Consider the following 24,836-nt stretch of genomic DNA (forward strand, 5'->3'; position numbering starts at 1 on the left):
GAACTTTCCCCTGTACAGCCTTTCTTTGTGCAGCCCTTCATGGCGTTGTCACATCAGCTGAATTCAGCTTCCAACCATGTGCCTGACGTTCAGCGTTCCACAAAGAATGATAAAGGCCTTGGCTATCGTAGAGTGTCTGATGCTTCCCACGCTCAACAATCACACCATCCTCCAGGACCAAAATCTGGTCAGCATGAACGATGGTACCGAGACGATGGGCGATGATGATCACAGTCTTATTTTCGATGAGCGTACTGAGTGCCTGTTGAATTTCGTACTCGTTTTCTGGATCGAGTGATGCTGTTGCCTCGTCCAGCAAGACAATTGGAGCATCTTTCAGTACCGCTCTGGCAATAGATAAACGTTGTTTTTCCCCGCCGGATAGCGACGCCCCCGCTTCACCGATCACAGTGTCCAGACCATCTGGCAATTGGCAGATAAAGTCCCAGCAACAGGTTGCTTTACATACCATCTCTACGCGCTCTCTATCTGGATCCGATATACCTAACGTTAGGTTATTAAAAATGGTGTCCTGAAACAGATAGACATCCTGAAATACCAGACTGATATGGTCAGCGAGACATTCGGCGGTCAGATTTTTTATCGGGGTATCACCCATTAATATCTGCCCTTCTGTGGCGTCCCAAAAACGTGCAATCAAGCTGGTTATTGTTGTCTTTCCGCTACCAGACGGACCGACTAATGCCGTCAGGGTACCCGGTTCACAGCGAAAACTGACTGACCGCAACACGGGTCTGTCTGCATATGTGAAACTGACCTTGTCGAATTCGATGCTGGGTTCGAGATCTAAGACTTGTTGACCCTCTGGTAATTCTGGCGCGGAAAGCACGTCTTCAATGCGGTTCGCAGCCTGCTGCATAAAACTGTATTCCGCAAGGAACATTGCCAGCGCAACCAAGGGCCTGAAAAATCGGCTGGAGACAATCAAAAACAACACCGCAACATGGGGCTGTAACTCTCCACCTACATACAGATATACCAAGGTGAGCAGCATGGTCGCGAAACCCAGCTCAACTAGAGTGATAAAACTGAGTGGTGCCACGCCAGCCAAAAACTCGTGCTTCAAGCTCATTCTCTGAATCCCTTTTAACTGATCATCCAGTTTTGAGAAACGCTTGCCAGCGAGGTTGTAGGCTTTCAGTAATTTGATCGAGAGAATGTATTCCATCAATGAGCCAGTCATTTCGGCGACTTTGTCCAGTAACTTCCTACTCAACAAAGCACCGGCTTTTTTGAGTGCAATGAACACCACAATGGCCAGAGGCAAACCGATACACATCGCCACACTTAACCGCCAGTCTTCGACGGTCAGCCCTATCACTACCAGTGCTACCAGACTGGTAGTCACGATTAACTGAGAAAATAAGTGTGAATAGATTTGCTCAGTGAAAGTTACATCTTGCAGCATAGTCGCATTCAGGCGGCCGGGGTCCACTTTGAGTAAGTAGCCCATAGGGACTTTCTTTAGCTTTGAGGCGAGGTTGCGTCGTATATCGAGTCCAGCGTCGTATCCAAGGCCATGATTACTGACCATTACGTGGCGGGCGACGACTACACGCACCGCAAACAGCAACGTCATTATGCCGCAACACGTCCATATGTACGCGAAGTCTGGCACAGCAGAAAACATCTCTTTTATCACCAAATAAACAAAGACAAAGGGAATTCCGACTAACAGTGCTTCGATGAAACCCAACAGGATATTTTGGGCCAATCCTTCGTTTTGCTTTCCGGTGAGAACTTTCATTTGATTAAGCATCGGCAGGCTCCCTTTCCTTTGTTGACACATTCCATTCACGAGACGCCTGATGCGATTGCCACATACTTTGGTAAACCGGGCATGCCTGGACGAGCGCTTCATGCGTGCCATGGCCAACCAGAGCGCCTTTGTCCATCACAAGGATTGAATCAGCATCCACAATGGTGGAGAGTCGGTGGGCAATCACGATCACGGTTTTATCTTTGATGAGTGAAGATAACGCTGACTGAATTAAGGCTTGGTTGTTCGCATCCGCAAATGCCGTTGCCTCATCCAGAATGAGAATGGGTGCATCCTTTAACATCGCACGGGCAATCGCTAAACGTTGTTTTTCACCGCCACTGAGAAAGACACCCTCTCCCAGTATGGTTTGATAGCCATGTGGCAACGCCATAATAAACTCGTGTGCCTGAGCGGCTTTGGCGGCATGAACGACTCTATCCTCTGATGCATCGCTACCCATGGCGATATTGTCATATACAGTTTGGCTCAGAATGATGCTTTCTTGAAAAACATACGCGGTATTTTCCATCAGATAAGGCGTGGATAATGAGGTGATTGGTTTTCCGCCAATCAAAATATCACCCTGTTCAATATCCCAGAATCTTGCCACCAGCATTGCCAGCGTTGATTTTCCTGAACCTGAGGGGCCGACAACAGCGTTCAATGTTCCTTGCTTGAGGGAGAAAGAAACATTATCAAGTGCCAGACGCGACGTATCATCATAGCGAAAGCTGACCTTGTCGAACTCGATACCAAACTCTGAAAGCGTTTCGCTTTTATCAGGCTCGGATAAAGGGGGACGACTTATCAACGCTTGTAACCGGTTCACCCCCTCAAAAATCTGATTGAGGTATGCCGTAAACATGGTCAGGTTATACAACGGCTCCATCATACCGACACCAAGCAAAATACAAAGAGTGAAGCTGGCAATATCAAGCGTTCCCTGAGACCAGAAGTAAACCCCAAGGGGAAGCAACACCACTAATCCACTATCCAATAGCGTCTTAAACGCAGCAAATGGCCAACCCGCCTCCTTCGTCCACTGCACCACCACATGATGGTAGTGACTCAAACTGGCCGTGAACAACTTGTGTGGCCTTCCGCCAGCGTTAAATGCCCTGATCACCGGCATTGCGCGCACATATTCGGTAATACTGGTATTCAGGCTCTCCAGTGCATCATGGTAGTGACGAGATTTTTCCTCGAATCCTTTGTACATCGACATTTGACTGAAAATAGCCAGAGGGATAGGGATTAATGCCGCCAATGCCATTCGCACATCAATAAACAGCAGAAATATAAAAACAGCGAAGGGGGTGATCAGCGATGTCACGAAATCAGAAATATGGTGCGCAACAAACAACTCAACGCGATCAATATCTTCAGATAGGATCTTCTTGATCTCACCAGAACTTTTCTGGCTGAAAAATCCCATTGGTAACCGAGCCATATGCCCCAGTGCCAGAGTGCGAATGTTATACTGAATCGCAAACGCAGACTTATGAGACAGCATAATCGCAATAAACAGTAAGGCGTATCGGGCTACCATAAAACATAGTGCCAGCGCCGCCCACTGCCACACTTGTGAGGCATCAAACCGGGGACTTAAAAGTTGCTCGAGAACAAGATACGCAAAGTAGAAAGGTGCAAGCGCACATAAGGCACTCGCAGCAGACATGATGATTGATAAGACAAGCTTTATTTTATGCTCAGCTGAGACGTCAAACAGCCATCGCAAGCTTGCCACTGATTCCTTGTTCATTCAGTTCCCTCTTATTTTCCAGATTGGTTCGATTTTGACTGACTGGAAAATAAGAACTACTCAAGGAGGGATAAAATTTATGCGGCACGGATTGGCGCACCCCCACAGCTATTTACACTTGCCATCATGAGCAAGGTTACAGGAGGTGTCATTGGGTCAATTTCAGATATGCGCTTGGTGTAATGCCAAAATATTTTCTGAATGCCACCGAGAAGTGACCATGATTTTGGTAGCCCACTTCACTGGCAGCAGTAATAATCTGACCTCGTTGCTCAAGCAGGATTGTGCGGGCTTTCTCCATCCGCTGTCGATGTAAACAACCAAAAGCGGTTTGATTAAATACCTCTTTAAAACCTTGTTTTAGCTTAAAATCGTTCAAACCAACTTCACGAGCAAGTTCAATCAACGACGGTGGCGATTCCATTCGGTCAAATAAAATCTCCCTGGCACGGTGAATCTTGCTAATGTCCGCCCTACTCATCCTCCCTGAGCACCGGGGTTTAGGTATCAGTGCTTCCAATGCTAGTGATATTAGCTGCCAACCCAAATCACGGTATTTCAGGGTATCTGATAACCTCTCAGACGAGCAGAACATCATTTGGTGAGCAATTGCAGTCATCTCTTCTGTGCTCTCCACGACATGAAAAAAAGACCGGGGTATATTGAGAAAGGCAGGTGACAAGAGGCGCTCTAATGCTTTGCACTGATAGTTCTCAATGAGGGATTGAACAGACTCCAGAGACACATTAACAGAAACCCCTTTAAAACTAGCAGCCTGCGCCCTGGTGTAGCCAGATACATCCTCAGCAAAGTAGATAATCACCTTGTTAGGCGAGAGCAAAATACGCTGACCAATAGACTGCATGTAACATTCGCAGCAATCGCCCAAACTCACAAAGATCTTTAACTCTCTCGGAGAAAATCCGTCACTGCTGTACATCTCGACGCGGCGATTAAAATTGCCATCTATTGTGACTGCATTGATGCCATGATCAAGGCCATACTGGTTGAGTCTGAACATACCAAATGACGCATCCAAGCCATAGAAGCCCGTATCGTCGACGGCATTGAACATCTCATCGTGGTCGAACTGAAAGCGGTAGAAATCATCCATGTTATTGAGAGTGATTATCATTAAAATCTGAGATTATCACTCCGCGTCTTTTAGAAACAAGATAAAAATCCACTTTAAAAACCTCTTGTGGATCTTGGTCTCTTTTCAACTGAATATTAAACACGGGGTGTTTTTAATTATTTATTTCAGGCAAATACCGATTTCACTTGGCATTTTCACACCCCACAAAGGCTTCTACTTTAGATATACGATCTCACTCAACACTTCACCGATGGCAAATCCTTCCAACGGGTAGTGTATTGAGGCGATAGAAACTCTCTTCGCATTCCCCACTTTGGTGTAATTCCCTGTGCCGCCAAAAAAACCGTACCTTTGCCATAGCGATGATTCAGCCCATCAAATGCTTTCATTAGTGCTGGGTTTCCGGGCTGTTCATCAAACAAGTCAGGCTGGATATGTTCTGCACTTGCCAAATCTAAGAGTCCAACCCCGACTTTGTAATATTTCACCCCCGACTCGAAGAGCAAAGGAATCAGGTCAGACACAGCGCGGGTGATCACTGCCGTATCGTCGACAGCAAAAGCAAAACGGTGCAACTGTTTAAAGCTTTTAGGGTTGTCGTCATAAGGGGAATTACCCGCGAATACCATCAACACCGAGCACACTGACTTTTGTGCCCGTAACTTGGCTGCAGCTATGCCTGCATGCTTACACAAAGCCTGATGTAACGAGACTTCATCTACGATTCGCTGTCCCATTGAGCGAGTAGAGAAAATCTGCTGTTTATCAGCACGGGATACGTCCCAACCTTTGCAGACCTCACCGTTGAGTTCACGAACTGTGCGCTCCATTTCCACATTAAACTCACGACGCATCAGCGCGGGTTTCTGCCGCGACAAAGACAGGGCAGTTTCAATACCTTGCCTCTTGAGCCGCACAGAGATTCGGCGGCCAACACCCCAGACATCCTCTACCGCCATCTGCTCCAGGATAGAGAGACGTTGTGACTCCGAATCAAGCACACAGACACCGTCAAACCCCGCCATTTTTTTTGCCGCATGATTAGCCACTTTGGCCAGCGTCAGAGTCGGCCCCATCCCTACCCCTACTGCCAGCCGACACTCTTTCCAAACCGCCCGACGCAGGGCCTTTGCGTGTTCTTGTAAATGTGGAATGGCACTGCAGCGGTGAAAAGAAAGAAACGATTCATCAATGGAATACACATGCTGATCCGGTGCAAAACGACCGATCACCTGCATCATCTTGTCCGACAAATCACCATACAGTTCATAATTTGACGAACAAACAACCACAGAATTCGCCCGGCAAAGCGCTTGGACCTGAAAAAAGGGTTTGAATTTCTCTACGCCTATTTCTTTTGCCTGACGGTTGGCAGCCACGACACAACCATCGTTGTTTGATAGCACGACCATTGGTTTTCCTCGCCAGTCCGGGCGAAAAACCTGCTCGGCACTGCAGTAAAATGCATTGGCATCGACTAGCGCGAACATAGCAACGGGCTCTCACGGTGGCAACGGACAGAGCGCACGACAACCCCCTCGATGGTAAATGTGTCATGTCGGGTGATTTGTACCGATGTATAGCCGTCGTTGGCAGACAGTAAAAGCCGATGTGTCATATCCAGCAGTTTGCAAACAAACTCGCCATTGAAGTTAGCTACGATCACGTCTCCATCGCGTGCGCTAACATGCCTGTCAACGATAAGGATATCGCCATCGAAGATACCCACCCCCTGCATTGACTCGCCTGACGCACGGCCAATAAAGGTGGCACTGGGATGCTCGACGAGAAGTTCATCAAGGCTTAATGGCAGCTGACGGTAATCACCAGCTGGTGATTCGAAACCAGTGATTCCTGCACTGGCAAAAATTGGGATAATATTCATTTTTATAATACTGTTTATTTATACAGTATTTATTGTATCGCTTTCTGTCTCATTGGCAAGATCCAGCTTTTCTGACAGCAAAGAAAATGAGCATCAGTAGCACTTTATGCTGGTTAGAATGAAAACCATCACTACTCTCGTGAAACGTATTTTCAATGCCGAACGCAGACAATACTTGGTCAAAAATACGGGCCATAACAGGGAAAAAGTGGGGTTTTGATAGTGATAAGCTGTTACCAATCTGACGTTTATGGCAGAAAAAGGGTGAAAAAAGGGGGCTTTTACACTATCATCCTGCCGCCTGAGCGCAAGCGTTTGCTTTTTACCGCACATCCCTTGCTCACAGGCTTCAATCCGCTTTTATACTATGGAGGGAGGCCTTAATGACCACACTAACAATTACACGCCCTGATGACTGGCATGTCCATCTTCGTGATGGAGAGGTACTGGCTGATACGGTCCGCGATATCAGTCGATACAATGGTCGTGCGCTTATCATGCCGAACACTGTCCCTCCTGTTACAAATAGTGAAATGGCTATCGCCTATCGCAACCGTATTATGGCTGAGCAACCGTCAGCGCACTTCGAACCACTGATGGCTTTATATCTCACGGATAACACAACGCCTGACGATATCAGAGAAGCAAAGCGCACTGGTGCAGCTGTGGCAGCAAAGCTTTACCCGGCCGTGCAACCACGAACTCAGACTCAGGTGTTACATCAGTCAAAAATATCTATTCAGTATTGGAGACAATGCAGGAAGTCGGCATGTTGTTGCTGGTTCATGGTGAGGTAACCACTCATGATGTTGATATTTTCGACCGCGAAAAAGAGTTCCTGGATACAGTTCTGGCACCGATAGTGAATGACTTTCCGGGCCTGAAAATTGTTCTTGAACACATTACCACGGCAGACGCGGCAAACTTTGTAAAAAACGCCAACGATAATGTCGCCGCTACGATCACTGCTCACCACCTGATGTATAACCGTAACCATATGCTGGTCGGCGGTATCAAACCTCACTTTTACTGCTTACCCATACTCAAGCGGAATACGCACCAGAAAGCACTGGTTGAAGCGGCAACCAGTGGCAGCAAGAAGTTTTTCCTGGGAACAGATTCCGCACCCCATGCCAAGGGGCAAAAAGAATCCGCATGTGGCTGCGCAGGTTCGTACACCGCACATGCGGCATTGGAACTGTATGCCGAAGTATTTGAGCAAGAGGGAAAACTCGAACATCTTGAAGCCTTTGCGAGCCATAACGGCCCTGATTTTTATGGTCTTCCACGAAACAGTGATACGGTGACACTCACCAAAGAAGAGTGGGCAGTGCCAGAAACAATGCCTTTTGGCTCAGATATTGTTGTCCCGATACGCGCAGGCGAGATGCTAAGCTGGAAAGTGAAGTAGTCTGATTTGCCCGGCAGCAACAGCCGGGCAGTAACACAAACCGCCAAAAACACGTTAACCTTATTAAGCCACACTGTTTCTTCGCCTCTTCTCTCTCTTCAAAAGCAGTCCATCAAATAACCAACTTTGGAGTAAGGTTGTGGATATTTCTCTTGAAACACTCAGCGGAAAAGACATTGAACTGCATAAAGAGTTTATTTACGTCGCACTTTGGGATGCACCTGATGAGCCGAGAAGACCAAGAGATTCAGTCAATCATCCGAAAGTCGCCGCTTATTACAATGACTGGGGACAACCTCATGATCTTGGGGTAATTGCCTATGTCGATGGCAATGCAGCTGGGTTCATCCAATCGAGAATTAAAGAGTCAGTCACGGTTGATTATGCCAACTACCCTGAACTCGTGATTGCAGTGATGCCCCTCTATCAGGGAAAAGGAATCGGCTCTCAATTATTTAAATGGCTGCTTGCCGAGGTCAGGCATAAATATCCGGGGATCCGACTCGGCGTAAATCCGAAAAATAAGGCGGCGATAGCATTATACAAACGTTTTCAATTTGAATTTTACGCGCAACCTGAAGGCGCGTATCCACAAATGGTGGTAAAATTTGATTAATAATCAACAATTAATCCGGTGCAGACACGAGATGCTTTTGAACTGATGATAACGAGCCCGGTTATGCATTGAGTCAGCAGAGATTCTCTAAATATCGCTATTTTTGCTCAAACAACCAATAGGGTTTAACAAGATTATTTCGGCCTTTGAGTTTGTATGTGTTTCGAAGAAAATGTCGCACTTGTTTAGCCGATGTGCTTTCCATTGCGCCCCACACGGTGTCAAAGTGCGACAGCCCTGTTAACGCCTTAATGACATTGTCACCTTGATCTTGAAAGGAGCATGTAATACGGATCACCTTTGTTCCCTCAGGCAATATGACATCATCAAAATACGCTTGTTCGGCTTGGCAGTGGCTCACTATTATTAACGTTGGAGCCATTGGATTTGTCCATTGTTGCAACAACCCAGCGGCAGCAGGATAAGCCGTTTCATCGCAGAAAAGAACATTGTTACCCTCAATCAATGCGGGATGATTATCGGCGTGGTCACCCGATGTATAAAGAATATCACCAACCTTCAATGAATCAGCCCACACACTGCCTTTACTCATGCCATGTGTGAATATGTCGAGGATACCAAAGTAATGTGTTTTTCCATCATGTTCGGCTGACCACGTGTTTCTTAGCGTATATGCGCGCACGTTTTTTTGCGTATTTGCCACGACTGATCGCCGTATCTTTACGGGTATCAATTTTAACGACCATGACAGTTTTCTCAAAATTAGCCGATTAACGTGCTGACCGTACTTTGTAAGAGGTGACTGTTCTGGTGTTTGATGCGTCAGTGTTTTCAAGTGAGTACTAAAACACAAGCCTGCCCATTGCTCGGGAAAGGGCAATTCTGTGCGAACAGTAATACGGGTAAAATTCTGAGTGAGAGATTTTTTATCCGTTACCGTTAAGAACCGTTTCACTTCTTTTTGTACGACGTCAGGATCAGCGAAGAGATACGCGAGGTAAAAAACCCTCTCTTCCAACGTACCTTTGATAGTGAAGGGCACAAACAATTCTTCACGCCGAGCGCTATTCGCATCTTCTACGAACAAAAGCACCCCCTCTTCAAATATGTCCTCTAAAATGACGCTTTTAAAAGTGCGCTGGGGGTATTTTGCCTTCGCAATAGCGTTAAGTTCACGCCCGTGATCTTCATTAACATGCTCAATAATATCAATAGCATGGTCATAATTAGCAACCTGCGTCCGTTGCATAGCTTTTTTCTCTCCCTGTACAAAAATAAAATGAGCATCGCTAAATTGATTGGGCGGAAGCAGAGGTATCAATACAATGCCCTGAGCTACATCCTTTCAGGTGTATTGACTATCCGTCGGGTCAGCAAACACACTACATGGTCAAGTAATGTCGAGCCTAATAACCACGGAAAAATCCACCATCCATCAGAATATTTTGGCCTGTAATATGTTTTGCCATAGGCCCTGTTAGAGATAGGATGGCATCGACAACATCACCCACCTCCGCATATTTTTTCATCGCGATGTTATCCACTTCAGTGGCAAGCTGTTCGTCTGGCGTAACGCCATTTAACACCGCCCTTTGTTTCAGTCTCGCGCGATAACTGTCTGTCATTACCGCCCCAAGAGATAGCGTATTGACCGCAATGCGCCTTTCTCCCAGTGCCAAAGACATTGTCTTCGCCTGCCCAAGCCAGGCAGAGCGAATGGTGTTGTTGGTCGCGTAATGAGAGAGGGCTGACTTGGTACTTAAACCGGAAACGATAACAATCTTCGCACTGTCAGATATTGCATCCGCTTCGAACAATAGCCGAAACAGCTGAAGTGGTTTAATGAAAAAATTAAGGTGGTCACTTATCAATTCTTCTTCCGTTGAAAACACTTCACTCTTGGGAGGAATACGCGGAATAATGAACACAACTTTGTCAATCTGTCCCTCAGAGGCAATTGTTTCAGATGCCTGCTGGATACTTTGACTATCAAAAAAGTCCAAGTGAACAGACGTAGCTTTTGAACTGAGGGATTTACACAGTTTGTTCAACTTGTCTTGATCCCGCCCGGTGAGAACGAGTTTCCCATCAACGACAATATTTTCTGCAACACTCAAACCGATGTGACTGGTTGCGCAGGTTATCAGGGTATTCGGCATCTTAGTTTCCTTGCTCATACTGCAGGTTGAGGATAAAAACTATCTTCAAAACGAACTACTTAATCAAGATGGCAAAGAGCAATAGCTAGGTACATTTAGCTATGTATTATCGCTAGATGTCTTCAATACCCTGAACTTTTTAAAAGCACACCAACAATGGGCTAGCCACTCACCTCCGCGGCCTTAACATCATCAGATTTTTTGAAGATATCTGTTATCTTCAAACGCTGACCATAGCCCAACACAATCAGAATCAAAGCAGAGGCAATAATCGGCATATGGCCCACTAGTTCCATTAATGCAGCCTCTTTCATTCCCTCGTAGAGGAAAACAAGATTAGATGCCAGTAGGAACAAAGATAATACGAACGTATTTAATCGGGTCACTGTCCCTAAAATTAAGATGGTGCCAAACACAACTTCCATCATTCCCGCTGACAGAACAAAGAGCCGATCATCGAAAAATTCGAAGCCTAGCGTCTGCATAAAGTTCCAAGGATGTTGGCGCATAAACTCTTGGCCTAATGGCGCACCAATAATTTTTTCCGATAAGCCCAAAGTTGCTAACGAGATGCCAGTGAAAATCCGTAATGCGGCGACAGAATAAGGCTTAAAACGGTTTCTCCCACTCTCCGTTGGCATGTTGTTAAACAACAGGAACAAAGCAATACCCGTCATGTTGATGTACTCCAGCATGCTGATGGGGTTGAACTGGATAAGAACCCCTACCACCAATACCAAAAGCAGAATCGCTGCATAAAACAAAAATCTATTTGCTATCAGCATTAAGCCAATGAACGCTTCTAGGAACACGAGGAATACACCCATACCATCATGAGCAACAAGGTGAGGGGCGATGAGCTTTCCATCGTATGCCGTAAGCAGTAATGACATACCCGTTAAAATACGAACGATTTCTATGACATCATGGCGGGTTTTACTGTCCACAATAGGCGGTGTCGGCAAGCGGCTGTCTAAGAATATTGATGTCAAAATCATAACAGCGGCGATAGCTATCCATATCCCTACCATTGGCTCATTCAAGCTATACGGCTTGAACGTGTCCGGCGGCTGGAGATCCGGAGATACAAACCACTTCACATGCGCAAAACTATCTGGTGAATAAAAGAGAAAAACGAAAGAAGTGGCAAAGAAGGTCAACAGACAAAGTGACCTAAGAGAGTGACTAATTTGATTTGCTGGCTTCATTACCTGCCCCACCTGTTATTGTACTGAGTGTATAAAATGTTGACACCTGCTCAACGACATAATAGACACAAGTTATCTTAGTATATTGTTTCATTATTGCATTTAGACGTAACGTAAACAGTCAATGCGAATTATAAATATGAAATATAAATCAGTCTGATATGAATAGTTTCACGTACAAAGACTAGTACAGAGATACTTATAAGGGTCTAACAATCCGCCATTAATAATCAAAAAAAGAAATGAGATGCTTTATTTAGCAAAATAGAAATAAAGTATTTTCCGTATCAATTATATGGCCACTCCTATATTTTATGAGTAACTTATAAAACCACGAAAATAATAGTATTATTTACATTCACTGCATCACTATTAATTAATATCAAGAGTATCCACATATTATTACTTATTAAAAGCCAATTATTGATGGATATGTTGAAGTGCATCGCTATTCAAGTTGAAGGATTTTGTACAACACATAAAAACACAGCATGTCTGGTAAAAAACTCACAGGTATGAATAGCGACCCAAGCGCTCTTTTTGACGTTTTAAGGAGAATATGACGAGTACTGCACATCAGTCTCGTTGAGTCTTGCATCTTCAGGTTACTAGATATGTTCGAAAAGAATTCCCACCCGGCTTGGGTGGGATGGGTAATTTAGCGTTCCAAAGATTGTTGAAGTGCTACCTTAAGCTCCTGCTCAGCTCTCTCAATAACTTGCTGTGCTTGCTCTCGTTGTGCACGCCCCTCCTTCACCCGCAACAGGGTATTATTCAGGGTTTCAATGGTCAGTTGGTTAACCGCTTGCAAAGAGTCAATATCAAGGATTCCACGTTGATAGTTCTCAGCAATTTGCTCTTCCAGTACTTTCAGCTTTTCTGCATTCTGCACGTACTGCCGATTGGTATAATCTTTAACCGCTCGCGTCACCTTCAACGCTTTTTCTTTTTCATAATTCGAAATGGCAATGAGGAACTGGCGTTTCCAGAGAGGAAAAGTGTTGTGAACGATATCCTGAATATCCTCCATCAACATTTTGTTTCCCTCCTGCGACAACCTGATCTGCGGCGCAGTCTGTATAGCGGCCAATCGGGTCAATTCGAGGTTGTGTACGCGTTTCTCAAGACGGGCAACCGCCTGAGTGGCATCACGATACTTTTGCGCATCAAGCGCGTCACCGCTACTCTCAGACTGCTGTAACAGTTGAGGTAACAGGTTCTGATTTAAGTCATTCAGCTTATATTTTCCTGCCGCAATATATTCCTCTAACCCTTTCAAAAACGCCAGGTTGTGATCGTAAAGGGCATCCAACTGACCAATGTCGTGAGCCAGTTTAATTTCCTGTGCCTCCAGACGGCTGGATAAGGCATCAAGCTGACCCTTAACCGAATCAAAGCTTGCAGAGAATGATTTGAACGAGTCAAACATTTCACCAATTAGCGGTAACTTAGAGAGCAGGTTAGTCTTCCCGATACCATCAAATTCGGCACCATCCATTGATGACACCATTTCTTGTAAAATATTGCCCGCCTCGCCGCTGTCCCGAACCCGAATCTGATCCAACACCTGGTCTGAGAACGCGGTGATCTGCTCCAGCGCCTCTTTGCCAAAGGTGATCGTCGCAACGGTATCAAAAGGGTCGAAACGACCAGCTATCTCAATCGCCTGCGGCGTCACCTCAACGTCCCTGATCTGCGCAGTCTGATGAGTCAATTCAGTCATGAGGTATTCCTTTAATCTGTTGCAGTTGGTAGAAAAGCCCACCAACTGCGGTTCAACTAACAAAATACGCAGAGAAATCTGCGCTCAGGGTCATGTCTTCCTGATAGATTTATTCGCAACGCATGCATGTCACACTCTGCGGTCGTTTATATCGTGGGAGCAGAAACTGTATGGTACTTAAACCACGCTTCATGAAAGTGAAGTTCAATGACTTTCTGCCTCGCTACTCGGACTGAACCGGGAGAGTTGCTGGTTAAGCAATGCCAGTTGCTGCACAACCTGACCGCCTCTGTCTTCGGTATCTCCCATGAGTTGCTGACGTTGGTAACCTTCTTTGATGTTCTGCCAACGAGCTTGTTGATCGGGTGTCATGTCACCGCGTATTTCAGCCAGCTTGAGCAGGTTCTCCTCAGTGCCGGCTGCCAGAGTCTGTGCCTCTCCCTGATAATGATCCTGCAGCAAGGTATTAAGCTCTTGGTCTGTCATCACGGCTGAGATCTTCTCTGACAACTTGTTCATGTTGCGATAGGAACCCTGCAGTTTAAACGGCGGTTCAATACGGTATTGGTCGGCAGTGGCCGCAGACTGAATGTACTGCTGGTTGACTTTCAGCACCGTCTGTTGAGCCAACATCAGTTTCTGCAGCGTGGTAACGATTTCGTTAGCCTCGGTAGATGAGTAAGCATGGCTCATTTCACTCAGTGCAATACTCTCACCCTGTGCCATAGCGACAAAGCGATAAAGATCGTTGAGATCACGGGTCGCCAAAGGCGCAAGTACACTGTTGGAGGTCAGTGAGTTTTCGATAAAGCTCAGTTCAAATGCAACTTTCTGATCAGAAAGCATGTCACCAAGGTTATAAATATCAGCACGGTTAGCGAGCATATCCGGAATACGGAAGGCCTCACCACTCTCGGTATAAGGGTTACCTGCCATCGCAATCGCGAATTTCTTACCCCGCATATCATAGGTTTTGGTTTTTCCTTGCCAGGTGCCTTCAATACGTCTGGTACCGTCACAGAGAGAGATAAATTTCTGTAAAAATTCCGGATGAGTATGCTGGATATCATCAAGATACAAGAGCACGTTGTTACCCATTTCAAAGGCGAGGTTAATTTTCTCTATCTCACGGGCTGCATTTTGATCAGGGGCATCGGCGGGATCCAAAGACGTCGCCTGATGACCAATTGAAGGTCCGTTGATCTTCATAAAAACCAGACCCAGCTTATGCGCTACATACTCAATGAGTGTGGTTTTTCCGTAACCCGGCGGAGAAATGAGTAGCAACATACCCATCAAATCTGTACGTTTTTTGTCACCCAGTGTCCCCATCTGCTTGGCAAAGTTATCACCAATCAAGGGCAGGTAACTGTCACTGATCAACTTATTTCTGACAAACGAGGTAAGCGGACGCGGCTTGAATTCATTGAGACGAAAATTCTCTTTTGCTGAACTCAACATCTCAGTTCGTTGTGAGAGGTAGTTTTCAAATTCCGGCAACACTCTGCATCTATGATGTTCATTGCGCAGCAGAAAATCGTCCAAGACCAGAGACAACCTGCCGTTTTGCAGCCTGTCGTGCTCTCCGAGCAAACCCTGCACCTCGCAGGCTAACGAAAAGTCATCACTGACGATGCTCAAGTCGGAACAGGTTCTCACCACGGCAAGTGTCGCTGCCTCTACAACAAAGTCCGCACCGTACGATTTTTGTTTGGTGTAGGCCGTCAGCCACTGTTGGTGATCGACAAACAAGTCCTGTATCGGTCCTTTAGTAGGCTGCCAGCCCAAGCTGCGGCGAAATTGAAGATAATCGTCACAAAGGCTCTGCGCATCCTGACTGACCGCGATACGCCGATCGGCATCCGCCAAGACATTCACTAAATAATCAGCGGCTTCAGCGGATTGTTCACCGTCGATCCGCTCAGACAGTTGTTGCTGGAGCTCATGGTAAGCCTCTAAGCAATTGAGATGGCTCTTGAGCAGGTTGGCGTTGGTAGCACTAACACGAAACTGCATCAGTGTGTCCGCCGGGCATGCGATCAGCCACAGTAAGGCCGACGATCGGGCGAGCTGACTGAATCGCAATAAACCAGCCTGTTGGTAAACAGGTAAAATGCTCTCAAGGATCGCTGTCGCATCATTATCGTGAATGCCTTTTACATAGCCCTCCCGATAGCGTGGAGCAGCAAAACGCTGCACATGCGACAGTAAATCTCCTTGTTTCGTTAACTCTGCAAGATCGGACAAGGTCTGCCCTTGCTCATTATTGACCGCCTGATGAAGTACCAGATAAGCGAGAAACTCAGCGCGATAAACCTGCTCACTCTCCGACGCCACATCAAGTCTCGCCATTGATTGCAGCTTGAGAAAAGCCTGATCTTCAATTGTCTGATAAAAGTCAGTACCAGAAATATGGGTACAGAGCTGTCCTTTGTGATCAACCAGAGACAAATCGAGAGGTTGTTGGTTAACACTGAATCTATGTTTTCCCAATCGAAGGACTTTGCCGCCCTGCTCAAAGATGTCTTGATTATCACGCAATGATCGCAATGACTGATCTTGCAAAGACTTGATACGTGAATCAACACTGTCAGCTTTAACGCTGTCGCCCAGTTCGCGAATCGACTGCGACAGCTGGTGTAATTTGAGCACCATTGCATCTGTTGCAAAATAACTGTTCAGCGCCGCAACATCATCAAAACGCTCTACCCGCTTTTCGATACTGGTAATCGTCACGTTGGCAGCCTGCAATAGATTCTGCACCCGGCGTTGTTGGCCCGCCACCAACTGCTGTTTGTGGTTTTCCAGTGTCGACTGGATCTCGTCACGCTTGGCATAAATCTCAGCCAAAAACTGATCAAAATCAGCAAAACGAGATTCAAGTTTATCTAATTGACCAACCAAACGAGCGAGTTGATTGTCGCATTCATCCGGCGTCGTCGCCTGCTCCATGGCACTACTGACAGACTGGCTGAGCAACTTAAACTGCGCACTGAACTCGGCTTGTGCCTCCTCGCTCTGCAAACTTTTTGCTTTTCCGCGAAGCTTTGCCGATACCGTATTTAATAGGGAAGAAACCTCTGTTGTCAGGTCCAGAATACGAGTCGCCTGCGTCGGGTCCTCTGTCTCTATTTCAGTGACTTCTTCAGTGACCAGTTGTAAGTCGCTACGTAAAATATCGACCTGTGATTGGAGTTGCTGAAGGTCTGCTGTTTTTTGCAGTTTACCGAGTTGTTCTTCGATCTCTTCGATCTGTTTTCTATAGGGTAAATAGGCTTTTTCTTCCTGCAGCAACGTCAGTAACTGATGATTCAAAGACTCCCGCTGTTCCTGCAAGATTGCCAGCAATTGATCGAGTTCTACCTGATCGACATAATGTTGCTGGCGAAGCGCCATGACGGCACCCACCTGACCTTTTACCTCTGACAATAATGCCAGTAAGGTATTAGCCTGATCCTTTGGCGCAAGTTTAATTTTTCCGCTGAGTTCCGTTAGTACCTGCTGTTGGTGCTCAACACTTTTTGCTGCGTGTGACTGAAGCTGCTGAACCTTAGCAAACTCATCAATGATTTTGTCAGCCGTATCCATCAACTCCGTGATGGCCTGTCCTATACCCTGTGCATAATCATGTTCGAGCCAGTTATAGTGATCACGGGTTGACTGACACTGCTTCAGCAACACCTCATAAGCAGTTTGTGTAACCTCTTCAGTCTGGGAAAGCTGACAAATAGATAATACTGACGATAACGCCCTAACCAGCTCTGCGTTACCGAGATTAAATAAAGGGCTACCAGCGCTTGATGATCCATTGATATTGGCGTAGTGCTCAGTGGTCGAAAAAGGTGTTTCCCATACGCGAAGAGGATGGATAGTCGAGGCATCCGCATTTTCAGACAGCTGGAAAACTAACATCCGGCCATCTGGATAAAGGCTATAACCGTGGCTCTCCATCGGTGCCTCAAACCGCTTCTCAATCAGGTTGTAGGTATAGGAGATATAATGGCCCGACACTGCATCGAAGAAGATATAGAGGATATCTTCACCATTCGGTGACGTGATCATCTGGAAAAACTTCAGGTGTTCAGGTTCAAAATCGAACTGTTTACGTTCTCCGTTCGCCAACACATAACCGCTGGCATATAACACCCCATGGCCTTCTGGTAACACTTTAAAACTGCTTGCCATCGCGTCAGCACGAACCACTGACTGGTTTAATGGGTTATAGATAAAGTAGCGGCTCTTTTTTTCTCGGCTGGGCCTGATTCTGAGCGCAATTAAGTCGTCAACAAATGCATAGGCAATGTCAGCATCAGCAACGCTTTGATAAGGATCATCAACTTCTTCACTATAGATACCCTTGCCATCTTGCGTGTTGTCCTCAATTTTGATGCTCAGGTCACCGCCGATGCAATCCACAAACAAACGGTCTTCAATCGAAACATGGGGATGGTCGCCAAGTATATGATTGTCACGGTTAGTCGATTGCCATTCCACGTCAAACTGGGCCACGCTCTCAAGTGGCGTATGGCCATGTGAGTCAAGGTATTCCGTCGAGCCTGCATTGAGCTGAAAACGAAACACCTTCCTATCTTCAGGTCGCGTACCAATCTGGAAGGCAATGTAAAGAACATTCTCCTGTCGCGAAATTTGCGACAGCCTTGCATCACGGTAATAGGTGAATAGCTCAGTAAACTCATGAACGAAGCGTGGATCAGCAAGAAAGCTGTCATCAACGGCTAGGGGCTCAACTCTGAAGGCCCCCTCGTTGTCATGAAACTGATAGAGGCCGAAGACATCAGAAAGTGACGGCGTCACTTTCATGCCAACTTTTACATGGTAACCAAACAATAATTGCTGATTGACCTGAGCCATATCAATGGGAATACAGCGGGCATCGGTCTGAACATTAGCCTTTCCGACCAGTTTTCGTTCCTGACCGCCAAAGATCTGTTGCCGAGCTTGATTGAATGACTGAGAAAGAGAGGATAAATGCTTGCCCTGTTGGGACAGACGGGATTTCAGAACCTCGTAAGCACCGCCTTCACTCACAGCCTTTTGTGTCGTGTCTGACATGCTGATACCTGTTTATCCCGTCTCTGATGAGACGGGATCCTGTGAGAGAGAAAATAGTTAAGCTTGGATATCTGATGGGGTGGCCAGAGAGCTCTGAATCTTCTTGAGTAGCTCCGTCGCACCACCTTGGGAATTCAATAGGCTGGCAAGTGCCACATTACTCAGATCACTACTTTTCATGTCAGTATTTTCAAGAATGGCTTTAATGTCTTCTGGCAAGCTGCGATTACCGTCGATGTAATCAGACACCAGTGGGTTGAGCACTTTTGATTGCTCAAATTTAGTATCAACGGCTGCCGCATCAAGAATAGTGCGACGGATTTGTTCCATCCCTTCACCGCCGAACAACTTGATGTCCGCTTTACTTAAGGCTTCCGCCAGAGCTTTGGCGTTTTCACTGACAATCGCTTTCTGTGCGTCAATACGCGCGACTTCCAGCTCTTTGTTTTGCTGCAACTGCATTACCCACTTGTCATGCTCACGGGTATGCTCATCGTATTGCTGAGCCGCCTCAAACCTCGCCGTTTGTGCTTCTGCTTCTGCCAGACCTTTCGCACGCAATGCCTGCGCTTCTGCCTCACCCGCACTTTGTAAGGTGTAAGCTTCGGCTTCGCCTGTTTCCTTGATAGCTTGCGCACGTTCGCGCTCCACTTCGACTTCTGCCAAGCCCGTCGCGCTTATCACTTCTCTCTCTGCCTGTGCCATCCGTTCTTTTGCCGCGGCTTCACGCTCTTTCGCGACATAATCAGCCTCAGCTTGCTTAGTTTTTACTACCTGATCCGCTTCAGCCTGACGGGTTTTCACAGCCAGTTCATTCTCAGCGTCGCGAGTTTTCACCTTGAGGTCCGCTTCATTCTCAATCAAGGTGCGCTCAGCTCGCTCACGGGCCGCTTCTTTCTCTGCTCGGGCAGCCACCAGTAACTCCAATTGCGCAGATTCAGCCGCCGCCTCCGCTTCAATCAGCTTGACCCGTTTCTCACGATTCACTTTTTCGTTTACGCGAAGATTTTCGGTTTCTTCCTCTTCACGGGCAATTTTACGCTCAATTTCGACCCGTTGTGATCGCGTTTCGGCAACTGATTTTAGTGCCTCTTCCACCGTGGTCTCTTTTTGCATTTCACGCTCGGCAACCTCTGTCGCCGTTCTGACCTTTTCGGTCTCAACAGAGCGGTTGAGATCTTCTTCTTGTATTGCCACCTGACGCCGATTGGCAATACGGGTCATTTCGACTTCCATCTGCACACTTTCACGTTTTTTGGCGACTTCTTCTTCTGTCTCCAGCTTGGCAAGCTGAGTGATACGCTCGTATTCTTCCCGTTTTTCTGCTGCCAATGCTTCTTCTTGCGCTTTAATGATGTCAATCTCGCGCTGGGTACGGGCAATGCTTTCTTTTTCCTGTTTGTCGAGTTGCAGGCGGTTCGCTTCAGCCTCGACGTTTTTCTTTTTCATTGTGGTGCGCTCATCCTGACGGATAGCGTTGGTCTCAGTATTTTTCTGCGCTGTGATCGCAGAAATCTTTCTAATCCCCTCCACATCGAGGATGTTATCCGGTCTGTGGGCATCAAGTGCTGTCTGGTCAATCTTGTCGATCACAACATCGTAGATCTTGAAACCATCCATCTCGCTGCCAATCACATTGACCACCGCATCACGGAAAGCGCGGCGGTTAGTCAGCAACTCTTCAAACTCAAACTGTTTAACTGCCGTCTTTAATGCTTCAGAAAACTTTGGCTGGAAGTGCTCTTTTAGACGATCCAAGTTAGAGGCTTCGTGAGCAGTGAACAGCTTGGCGACGCGAACGATATCCTCTTCTTCATGATTCACACCAATATAAAAATCTACTTTCAGATCAGCGCGAATATTATCCCGGCAATGCAAGCCTTCATATTCTTCACCTTCCTGGTCTTTCTGACCGCTACGGATCACGGAAATTTTTTTGCGGGTGATATCCATATATTCATGGCGATTAACAATCGGCCAGATAAAGGTTCCCGTCAACGATGCTCGGGTACGATGAAGTCCGTTAACGATGAGGGCATCACCCTCTCCACGCACTTTCTTGTAGCGTGAGGTGATAAAAATGAGAACCAATAAAACGACACCAATTGCGGTGCCTGTAAAAATTATGCCGGGAGAAATATCCATTTTAACTCCTGAAGTATTTATCTATCTGCTTTTGCAACAAAATAACGTGATGACGTTGAATCTTTACTAACGATGATGACATCATCACCATATTGAATATCGATATCAGGCTCAGAGACCGCATCTAGCAGGAACTCACTGCCTTTATGAAGTACCACTATTTCCCCCATATATTCATTGATAATACTGCTGTGCACCCTCGCCCGCAGACCGACAAAGTCGACGGTGGCAAATGCTTTTTTCTTGTCAAAGAGGGGAATGAGAGGTTTGAGTACCCATGACGAGACGGCAAGTCCCGCATACGCGATGAGAGGAATAGAGATCAGGTTGGCGAACAAAATTGCGATACCTGATAACTGGCTGTGAATCAGTAGTGAAACATAAAATGCCGCAACCGTAGCAATGAAGAATGATACGCACATTGCCACCGTCAGAGGCACTTTCGATAATACTGGCGGAAGTAGGAGCCCGGAACCGGGAATATTGTCAAGGTCGAAAATGTCGAGATCGGCAGTGAAGCCATCAACGACGTTGAAGACCAGATCCACCAGCATGATCAAAGAAAAAACAACGAATGGAATAAAAAAAACATTAACTGGAAACGAAAATAGCGTCGAAAAAAAGTCATTTATATTCATAATTGGCATAATCGCTACATCACTCGCTTTGTGTCCAGAGACCTATCTAGTGTTAGTTTCTAGGCAGTATTTCTCAAAATTTGCCCTAGACTACGTTATGATGAGAAAAAATAAATAATTATCATTTACTTATCCGATTTACTTCAAAAATATTTATCTAACAGTCCTTTTACATCTACAGAACCTTCAGTGGTTTATTTTGCCTTGATGACCAATTAGTCAGATAGTTTGATACATATACAAATGTATCTAAATATGGGCGAGTAGATAAACAATAGGCTTGAGTCACCATGCATAACTTGATGACCCAATCCAAAAAGGCACAATGTGGGGAGTAGTCGCAGCGATGCCAATCTGTCACCTAGCTTATTTGGTGCTGTGAAGGACGTTTGTTGCCCCTAAAACACGGATACTTCCGTCTCTGGTTGCTTGGCTCTGCTGACTTTATCGATAAGGTAGAGGATCGAGCGATATTCAATGCCGCTATTCTCGGATAAGCCGATCTCACAGGTCCGGCTATTGGAATATCCTTCCCGACAATTCTCAGGCACCTGCGCTCTAAGAGGTGAAAGCGCGGCAGTATTGAGTTCAGGATGGGTAAACCCTTTATCGCCTGAAAAGCCACAACAGCTTACATCTTCCGGAATAACGACATGCTCGCAGCAAGCCTCTGTTATTTCCTGTATCAATCCCGCCAGACCTCGCTTACGCGACGTACAAGTAATGTGAAGCATCACAGGTTCAGATTGCCGCGTCACGTCAAGTTGAGAAAGAACGAACTTTGCGACAAATTCGAATGGCTCGAAAATAGACAGCTCAGAGCGCATGGTATCTTTACTCATGCTGACACACGGGCTGGTGTCCATAAGAACCGGGAGCTGCCCCCGCTCGGATGCTTGCCAGAGCAGTTCTTCAAGTTCGGCGGCTTTTTGGTCTGCAGTCACTGGGAACCCTTTAGTCTTAAAGGGCATACCACAACATTGTTCCCTCAGATTATCGGGAATAATCACCTCATAACCAGCCTTGCGTAAAACAGATAAGGTGACTTCGTAAAGCGGACGATGATCCGCTGCATGTTTTTCCGGCCCCATATTTCTCGCAGCACAACTGGGATAATAGACAACTTTATTTTTGGTACTATTCGATGGTTTTTGCGGTTCAGGACCAGAAACTGCTCTCGGCATATGCGGCGTCCACTGCGGTATTATTTTCCCTGACGCGCGACGTAAACCAGATGCCATTGTCTTCATCGACGATGTACCGACAATAGAATGAGTACGGTCAGCAATACCAAGCCCCACGGCCGCAGTACGTGCTAACGTACCAAAATGTTCCCCAGACCAACGGGCAATGGTTTCACCAAACTGAGTATGCTCTTGCCGCAGGCGACGAACCATATCACCCGTATCAATATCAACAGGACAACGCTCAGCGCATAAACCTGTCGCAGCGCAGGTATCAACACCAAAGTACTGGAATGCTTTTCGCATCTCAGCCAGCCTGCTTCGATCTTCCTGTGTTCTTTCAAGGCGTCGGATCTCTCGATAAACGGTATTGCGTTGCCTCGGTGTCAGGGAGAGTTTTCGCGAAGGGCACACAGGTTCACAAAAACCGCATTCAATACAGGCATCAATAATAGGGTCTGCTGCGGGCATTTCTTTGAGGTTCTCGATATGTGCAGAACGACTATCGTTAATGATCACCCCGGGATTGAGAATACCTCGCGTATCTACCATCCTTTTGATGGCTTGCATCAACTGATACCCCTCTCTACCCCACTCCATTTCGACAAACGGCGCCATATTTCGGCCTGTGCCATGCTCGGCTTTCAAAGAGCCCTTGTAATCAATAGCGACCAATTGCGACACAGCATCCATAAAGTCGCTGTAACGTTTTACTTCACGTTGGGTATCAAATGCCTGCGTGAAAACAAAGTGCAGATTGCCTGCCAATGCATGACCGAAAATCAAAGCCTCATGATAATCAAAGTCGACAAACAACTGCTGTAAGTCTCTGACCGCAGATGCCAGTTGCTCTATAGGAAAGGCGACATCTTCAATGATCACCGTCGTACCTGTTTCACGGACTGCACCTACGGCGGGAAAGAGACCTTTACGGATCGACCACAGCTGTTCACATGTTGGCTTGTCCACACTGAAACCCACCTCATGGGTGGGCGCAAACTTAGTGATCTTTTCAGTTATTTCAATGATCTGGCTATACAGTTGCTGTTCTGACGCGCCGTGAAGTTCAATCAACAGTGCTGCTGCTTCGTTATCGCCCTGCTGGCTCAGTGTCTGGATAAAAGGTGGCATACCAGGCTTATCGGCAACGGAAGCTAGAGAGCGGCTATCCATAAGTTCAACAGCGGCCACCGAAGTTTTACTTAGTTCACTGACCGCGAGACAGGTCGTTTCGATATCTCGGAAGACAAATAAACCAGAGGCTTTATGTGCATGGTCAACCACTGTGTTGTAAGTAATATCCGCGATAAAACCCAGCGTGCCTTCGGACCCAATCATCAAGTGCTGGAGAATATCAATGGGATCACTGAAGTCGATCAGCGCATTTAAACTGTAACCAGTGGTATTTTTCAGGCGATATTTATGCCTGATTTTATCTGACAATGCTTGATTATCTTTGCAGCTCATCGCCAATGAAGACAGAGCATTTAACAACGCTGAGTGAGTGGTTCGAAATTGGCGGATACTTTCTGGATTGAGCGTATCCAAATATGTGCCATCAGCCAAGATCATCGACATACCCGCCAAGGTGCGATAACTATTCTTCGCTGTTCCGCAGCACATGCCAGAGGCGTTATTAGCAGCAATCCCACCAATTTTACAGGTATTAATCGACGCAGGATCTGGCCCTATTTTCCGGCCAAAAGGTGCTAGCCTTCGATTAGCTTCGGCACCAATGATGCCGGGCTGCAACCAAATTTTCGCACCCTCGTCCTTTACCTCATATTCTCGCCAACTGTCGGTGAGGATCATCAATACAGAATCTGAAATCGCCTGTCCTGACAGGCTGGTGCCAGCCGCTCTAAATGTCAGAGGAATCGCCATTTGGTAACAGGTTTTAATCGTCGATATTGCTTCATCAAGCGTATCCACCTGAACAATGACCTGCGGCGTCATTCGGTAAAAACTTGCATCTGTGCCATAGGCGAACAACAAGGTGGGATCAGTAATGATCCTCTCGCTCGGCAATGTCATCGTTAACCTGTTGATCAGGTTTTGATATCGTCGTTCCATTGCGTCATTTCCAGTCATTATTTGACTGATGGCTGGCACCATGTCCATTTGCATATCCATCTTGAAAGCATCAACGAGAGAAATGCACCACCGAGTCTCATTCTTTTATTATGCCAACC

General features: G+C 46.4%; 14 protein-coding genes and 1 pseudogene. 2 read left to right on the forward strand and 13 right to left on the reverse strand.

Going from position 1 to position 24,836, the window contains the following annotated elements:
* Positions 1–37: 37 nt before the first annotated feature.
* The 5 genes from A8L45_RS03550 to A8L45_RS03570 form a co-directional block, all read right to left on the reverse strand.
* The gene (locus A8L45_RS03550) at positions 38–1,780 is read right to left on the reverse strand and encodes an ABC transporter ATP-binding protein (protein ID WP_068899270.1); all 1,743 of its coding nucleotides are present in this window, start codon (positions 1,778–1,780) and stop codon (positions 38–40) included.
* Positions 1,773–3,545, reverse strand: a complete 1,773-nt coding sequence (locus A8L45_RS03555) for an ABC transporter ATP-binding protein (RefSeq protein ID WP_068899272.1) — start codon at positions 3,543–3,545, stop codon at positions 1,773–1,775. The genes A8L45_RS03550 and A8L45_RS03555 overlap by 8 nt, the downstream gene beginning before the upstream one ends.
* Before the next feature lie 148 nt (positions 3,546–3,693).
* Positions 3,694–4,680 carry a helix-turn-helix transcriptional regulator gene (locus tag A8L45_RS03560; protein WP_068899274.1) on the reverse strand — a complete coding sequence of 329 codons (987 nt, stop codon included), beginning with the start codon at positions 4,678–4,680 and terminating at the stop codon, positions 3,694–3,696.
* 197 nt (positions 4,681–4,877) lie between these two features.
* Entirely contained in the window at positions 4,878–6,131 is a 1,254-nt protein-coding gene (locus tag A8L45_RS03565; protein WP_068899276.1) for a Y-family DNA polymerase, read from the reverse strand.
* Complete coding sequence (locus A8L45_RS03570; RefSeq protein WP_068899278.1) at positions 6,119–6,526, reverse strand: LexA family protein; 408 nt, start codon at positions 6,524–6,526, stop codon at positions 6,119–6,121. The genes A8L45_RS03565 and A8L45_RS03570 overlap by 13 nt, the downstream gene beginning before the upstream one ends.
* Before the next feature lie 383 nt (positions 6,527–6,909).
* On the opposite strand from A8L45_RS03570, the pseudogene pyrC reads away from it, so the two are divergent.
* Both pyrC and A8L45_RS03580 read left to right on the forward strand, forming a co-directional pair.
* Positions 6,910–7,937, forward strand: a pseudogene (gene pyrC / locus A8L45_RS03575) (dihydroorotase).
* Positions 7,938–8,076: 139 nt separating this feature from the next.
* Positions 8,077–8,553 carry a GNAT family N-acetyltransferase gene (locus A8L45_RS03580; protein ID WP_175401894.1) on the forward strand — a complete coding sequence of 159 codons (477 nt, stop codon included), beginning with the start codon at positions 8,077–8,079 and terminating at the stop codon, positions 8,551–8,553.
* Positions 8,554–8,650: 97 nt separating this feature from the next.
* Here A8L45_RS03580 and A8L45_RS03585 read toward each other — a convergent pair whose 3' ends face one another.
* From A8L45_RS03585 to A8L45_RS03620, 8 genes are all read right to left on the reverse strand, one after another.
* Complete coding sequence (locus A8L45_RS03585; protein WP_068899375.1) at positions 8,651–9,763, reverse strand: siderophore-interacting protein; 1,113 nt, start codon at positions 9,761–9,763, stop codon at positions 8,651–8,653.
* Between the two features lie 157 nt (positions 9,764–9,920).
* The gene (locus A8L45_RS03590) at positions 9,921–10,673 is read right to left on the reverse strand and encodes an SDR family oxidoreductase (protein WP_068899280.1); all 753 of its coding nucleotides are present in this window, start codon (positions 10,671–10,673) and stop codon (positions 9,921–9,923) included.
* Between the two features lie 161 nt (positions 10,674–10,834).
* Complete coding sequence (locus A8L45_RS03595; protein ID WP_068899282.1) at positions 10,835–11,881, reverse strand: hypothetical protein; 1,047 nt, start codon at positions 11,879–11,881, stop codon at positions 10,835–10,837.
* A gap of 658 nt (positions 11,882–12,539) precedes the next feature.
* Positions 12,540–13,604 carry a toxic anion resistance protein gene (locus A8L45_RS03600; RefSeq protein WP_068899284.1) on the reverse strand — a complete coding sequence of 355 codons (1,065 nt, stop codon included), beginning with the start codon at positions 13,602–13,604 and terminating at the stop codon, positions 12,540–12,542.
* A gap of 204 nt (positions 13,605–13,808) precedes the next feature.
* Positions 13,809–18,677, reverse strand: coding sequence for a DNA repair ATPase (locus A8L45_RS03605; protein WP_068899285.1), 4,869 nt, complete (start codon positions 18,675–18,677; stop codon positions 13,809–13,811).
* 57 nt (positions 18,678–18,734) lie between these two features.
* A complete protein-coding gene (locus A8L45_RS03610) occupies positions 18,735–20,822 on the reverse strand; it encodes a flotillin family protein (RefSeq protein ID WP_068899287.1) in 2,088 nt (695 codons plus the stop codon).
* Between the two features lie 17 nt (positions 20,823–20,839).
* Positions 20,840–21,460, reverse strand: coding sequence for a DUF1449 domain-containing protein (locus A8L45_RS03615; RefSeq protein ID WP_068899377.1), 621 nt, complete (start codon positions 21,458–21,460; stop codon positions 20,840–20,842).
* A gap of 398 nt (positions 21,461–21,858) precedes the next feature.
* Positions 21,859–24,735, reverse strand: a complete 2,877-nt coding sequence (locus A8L45_RS03620; RefSeq protein ID WP_432416287.1) for an FAD-binding and (Fe-S)-binding domain-containing protein — start codon at positions 24,733–24,735, stop codon at positions 21,859–21,861.
* Positions 24,736–24,836: the final 101 nt, after the last annotated feature.

Origin of the sequence: Veronia pacifica (genome assembly GCF_001707825.1) — a bacterium.
Taxonomy (GTDB): domain Bacteria; phylum Pseudomonadota; class Gammaproteobacteria; order Enterobacterales; family Vibrionaceae; genus Veronia; species Veronia pacifica.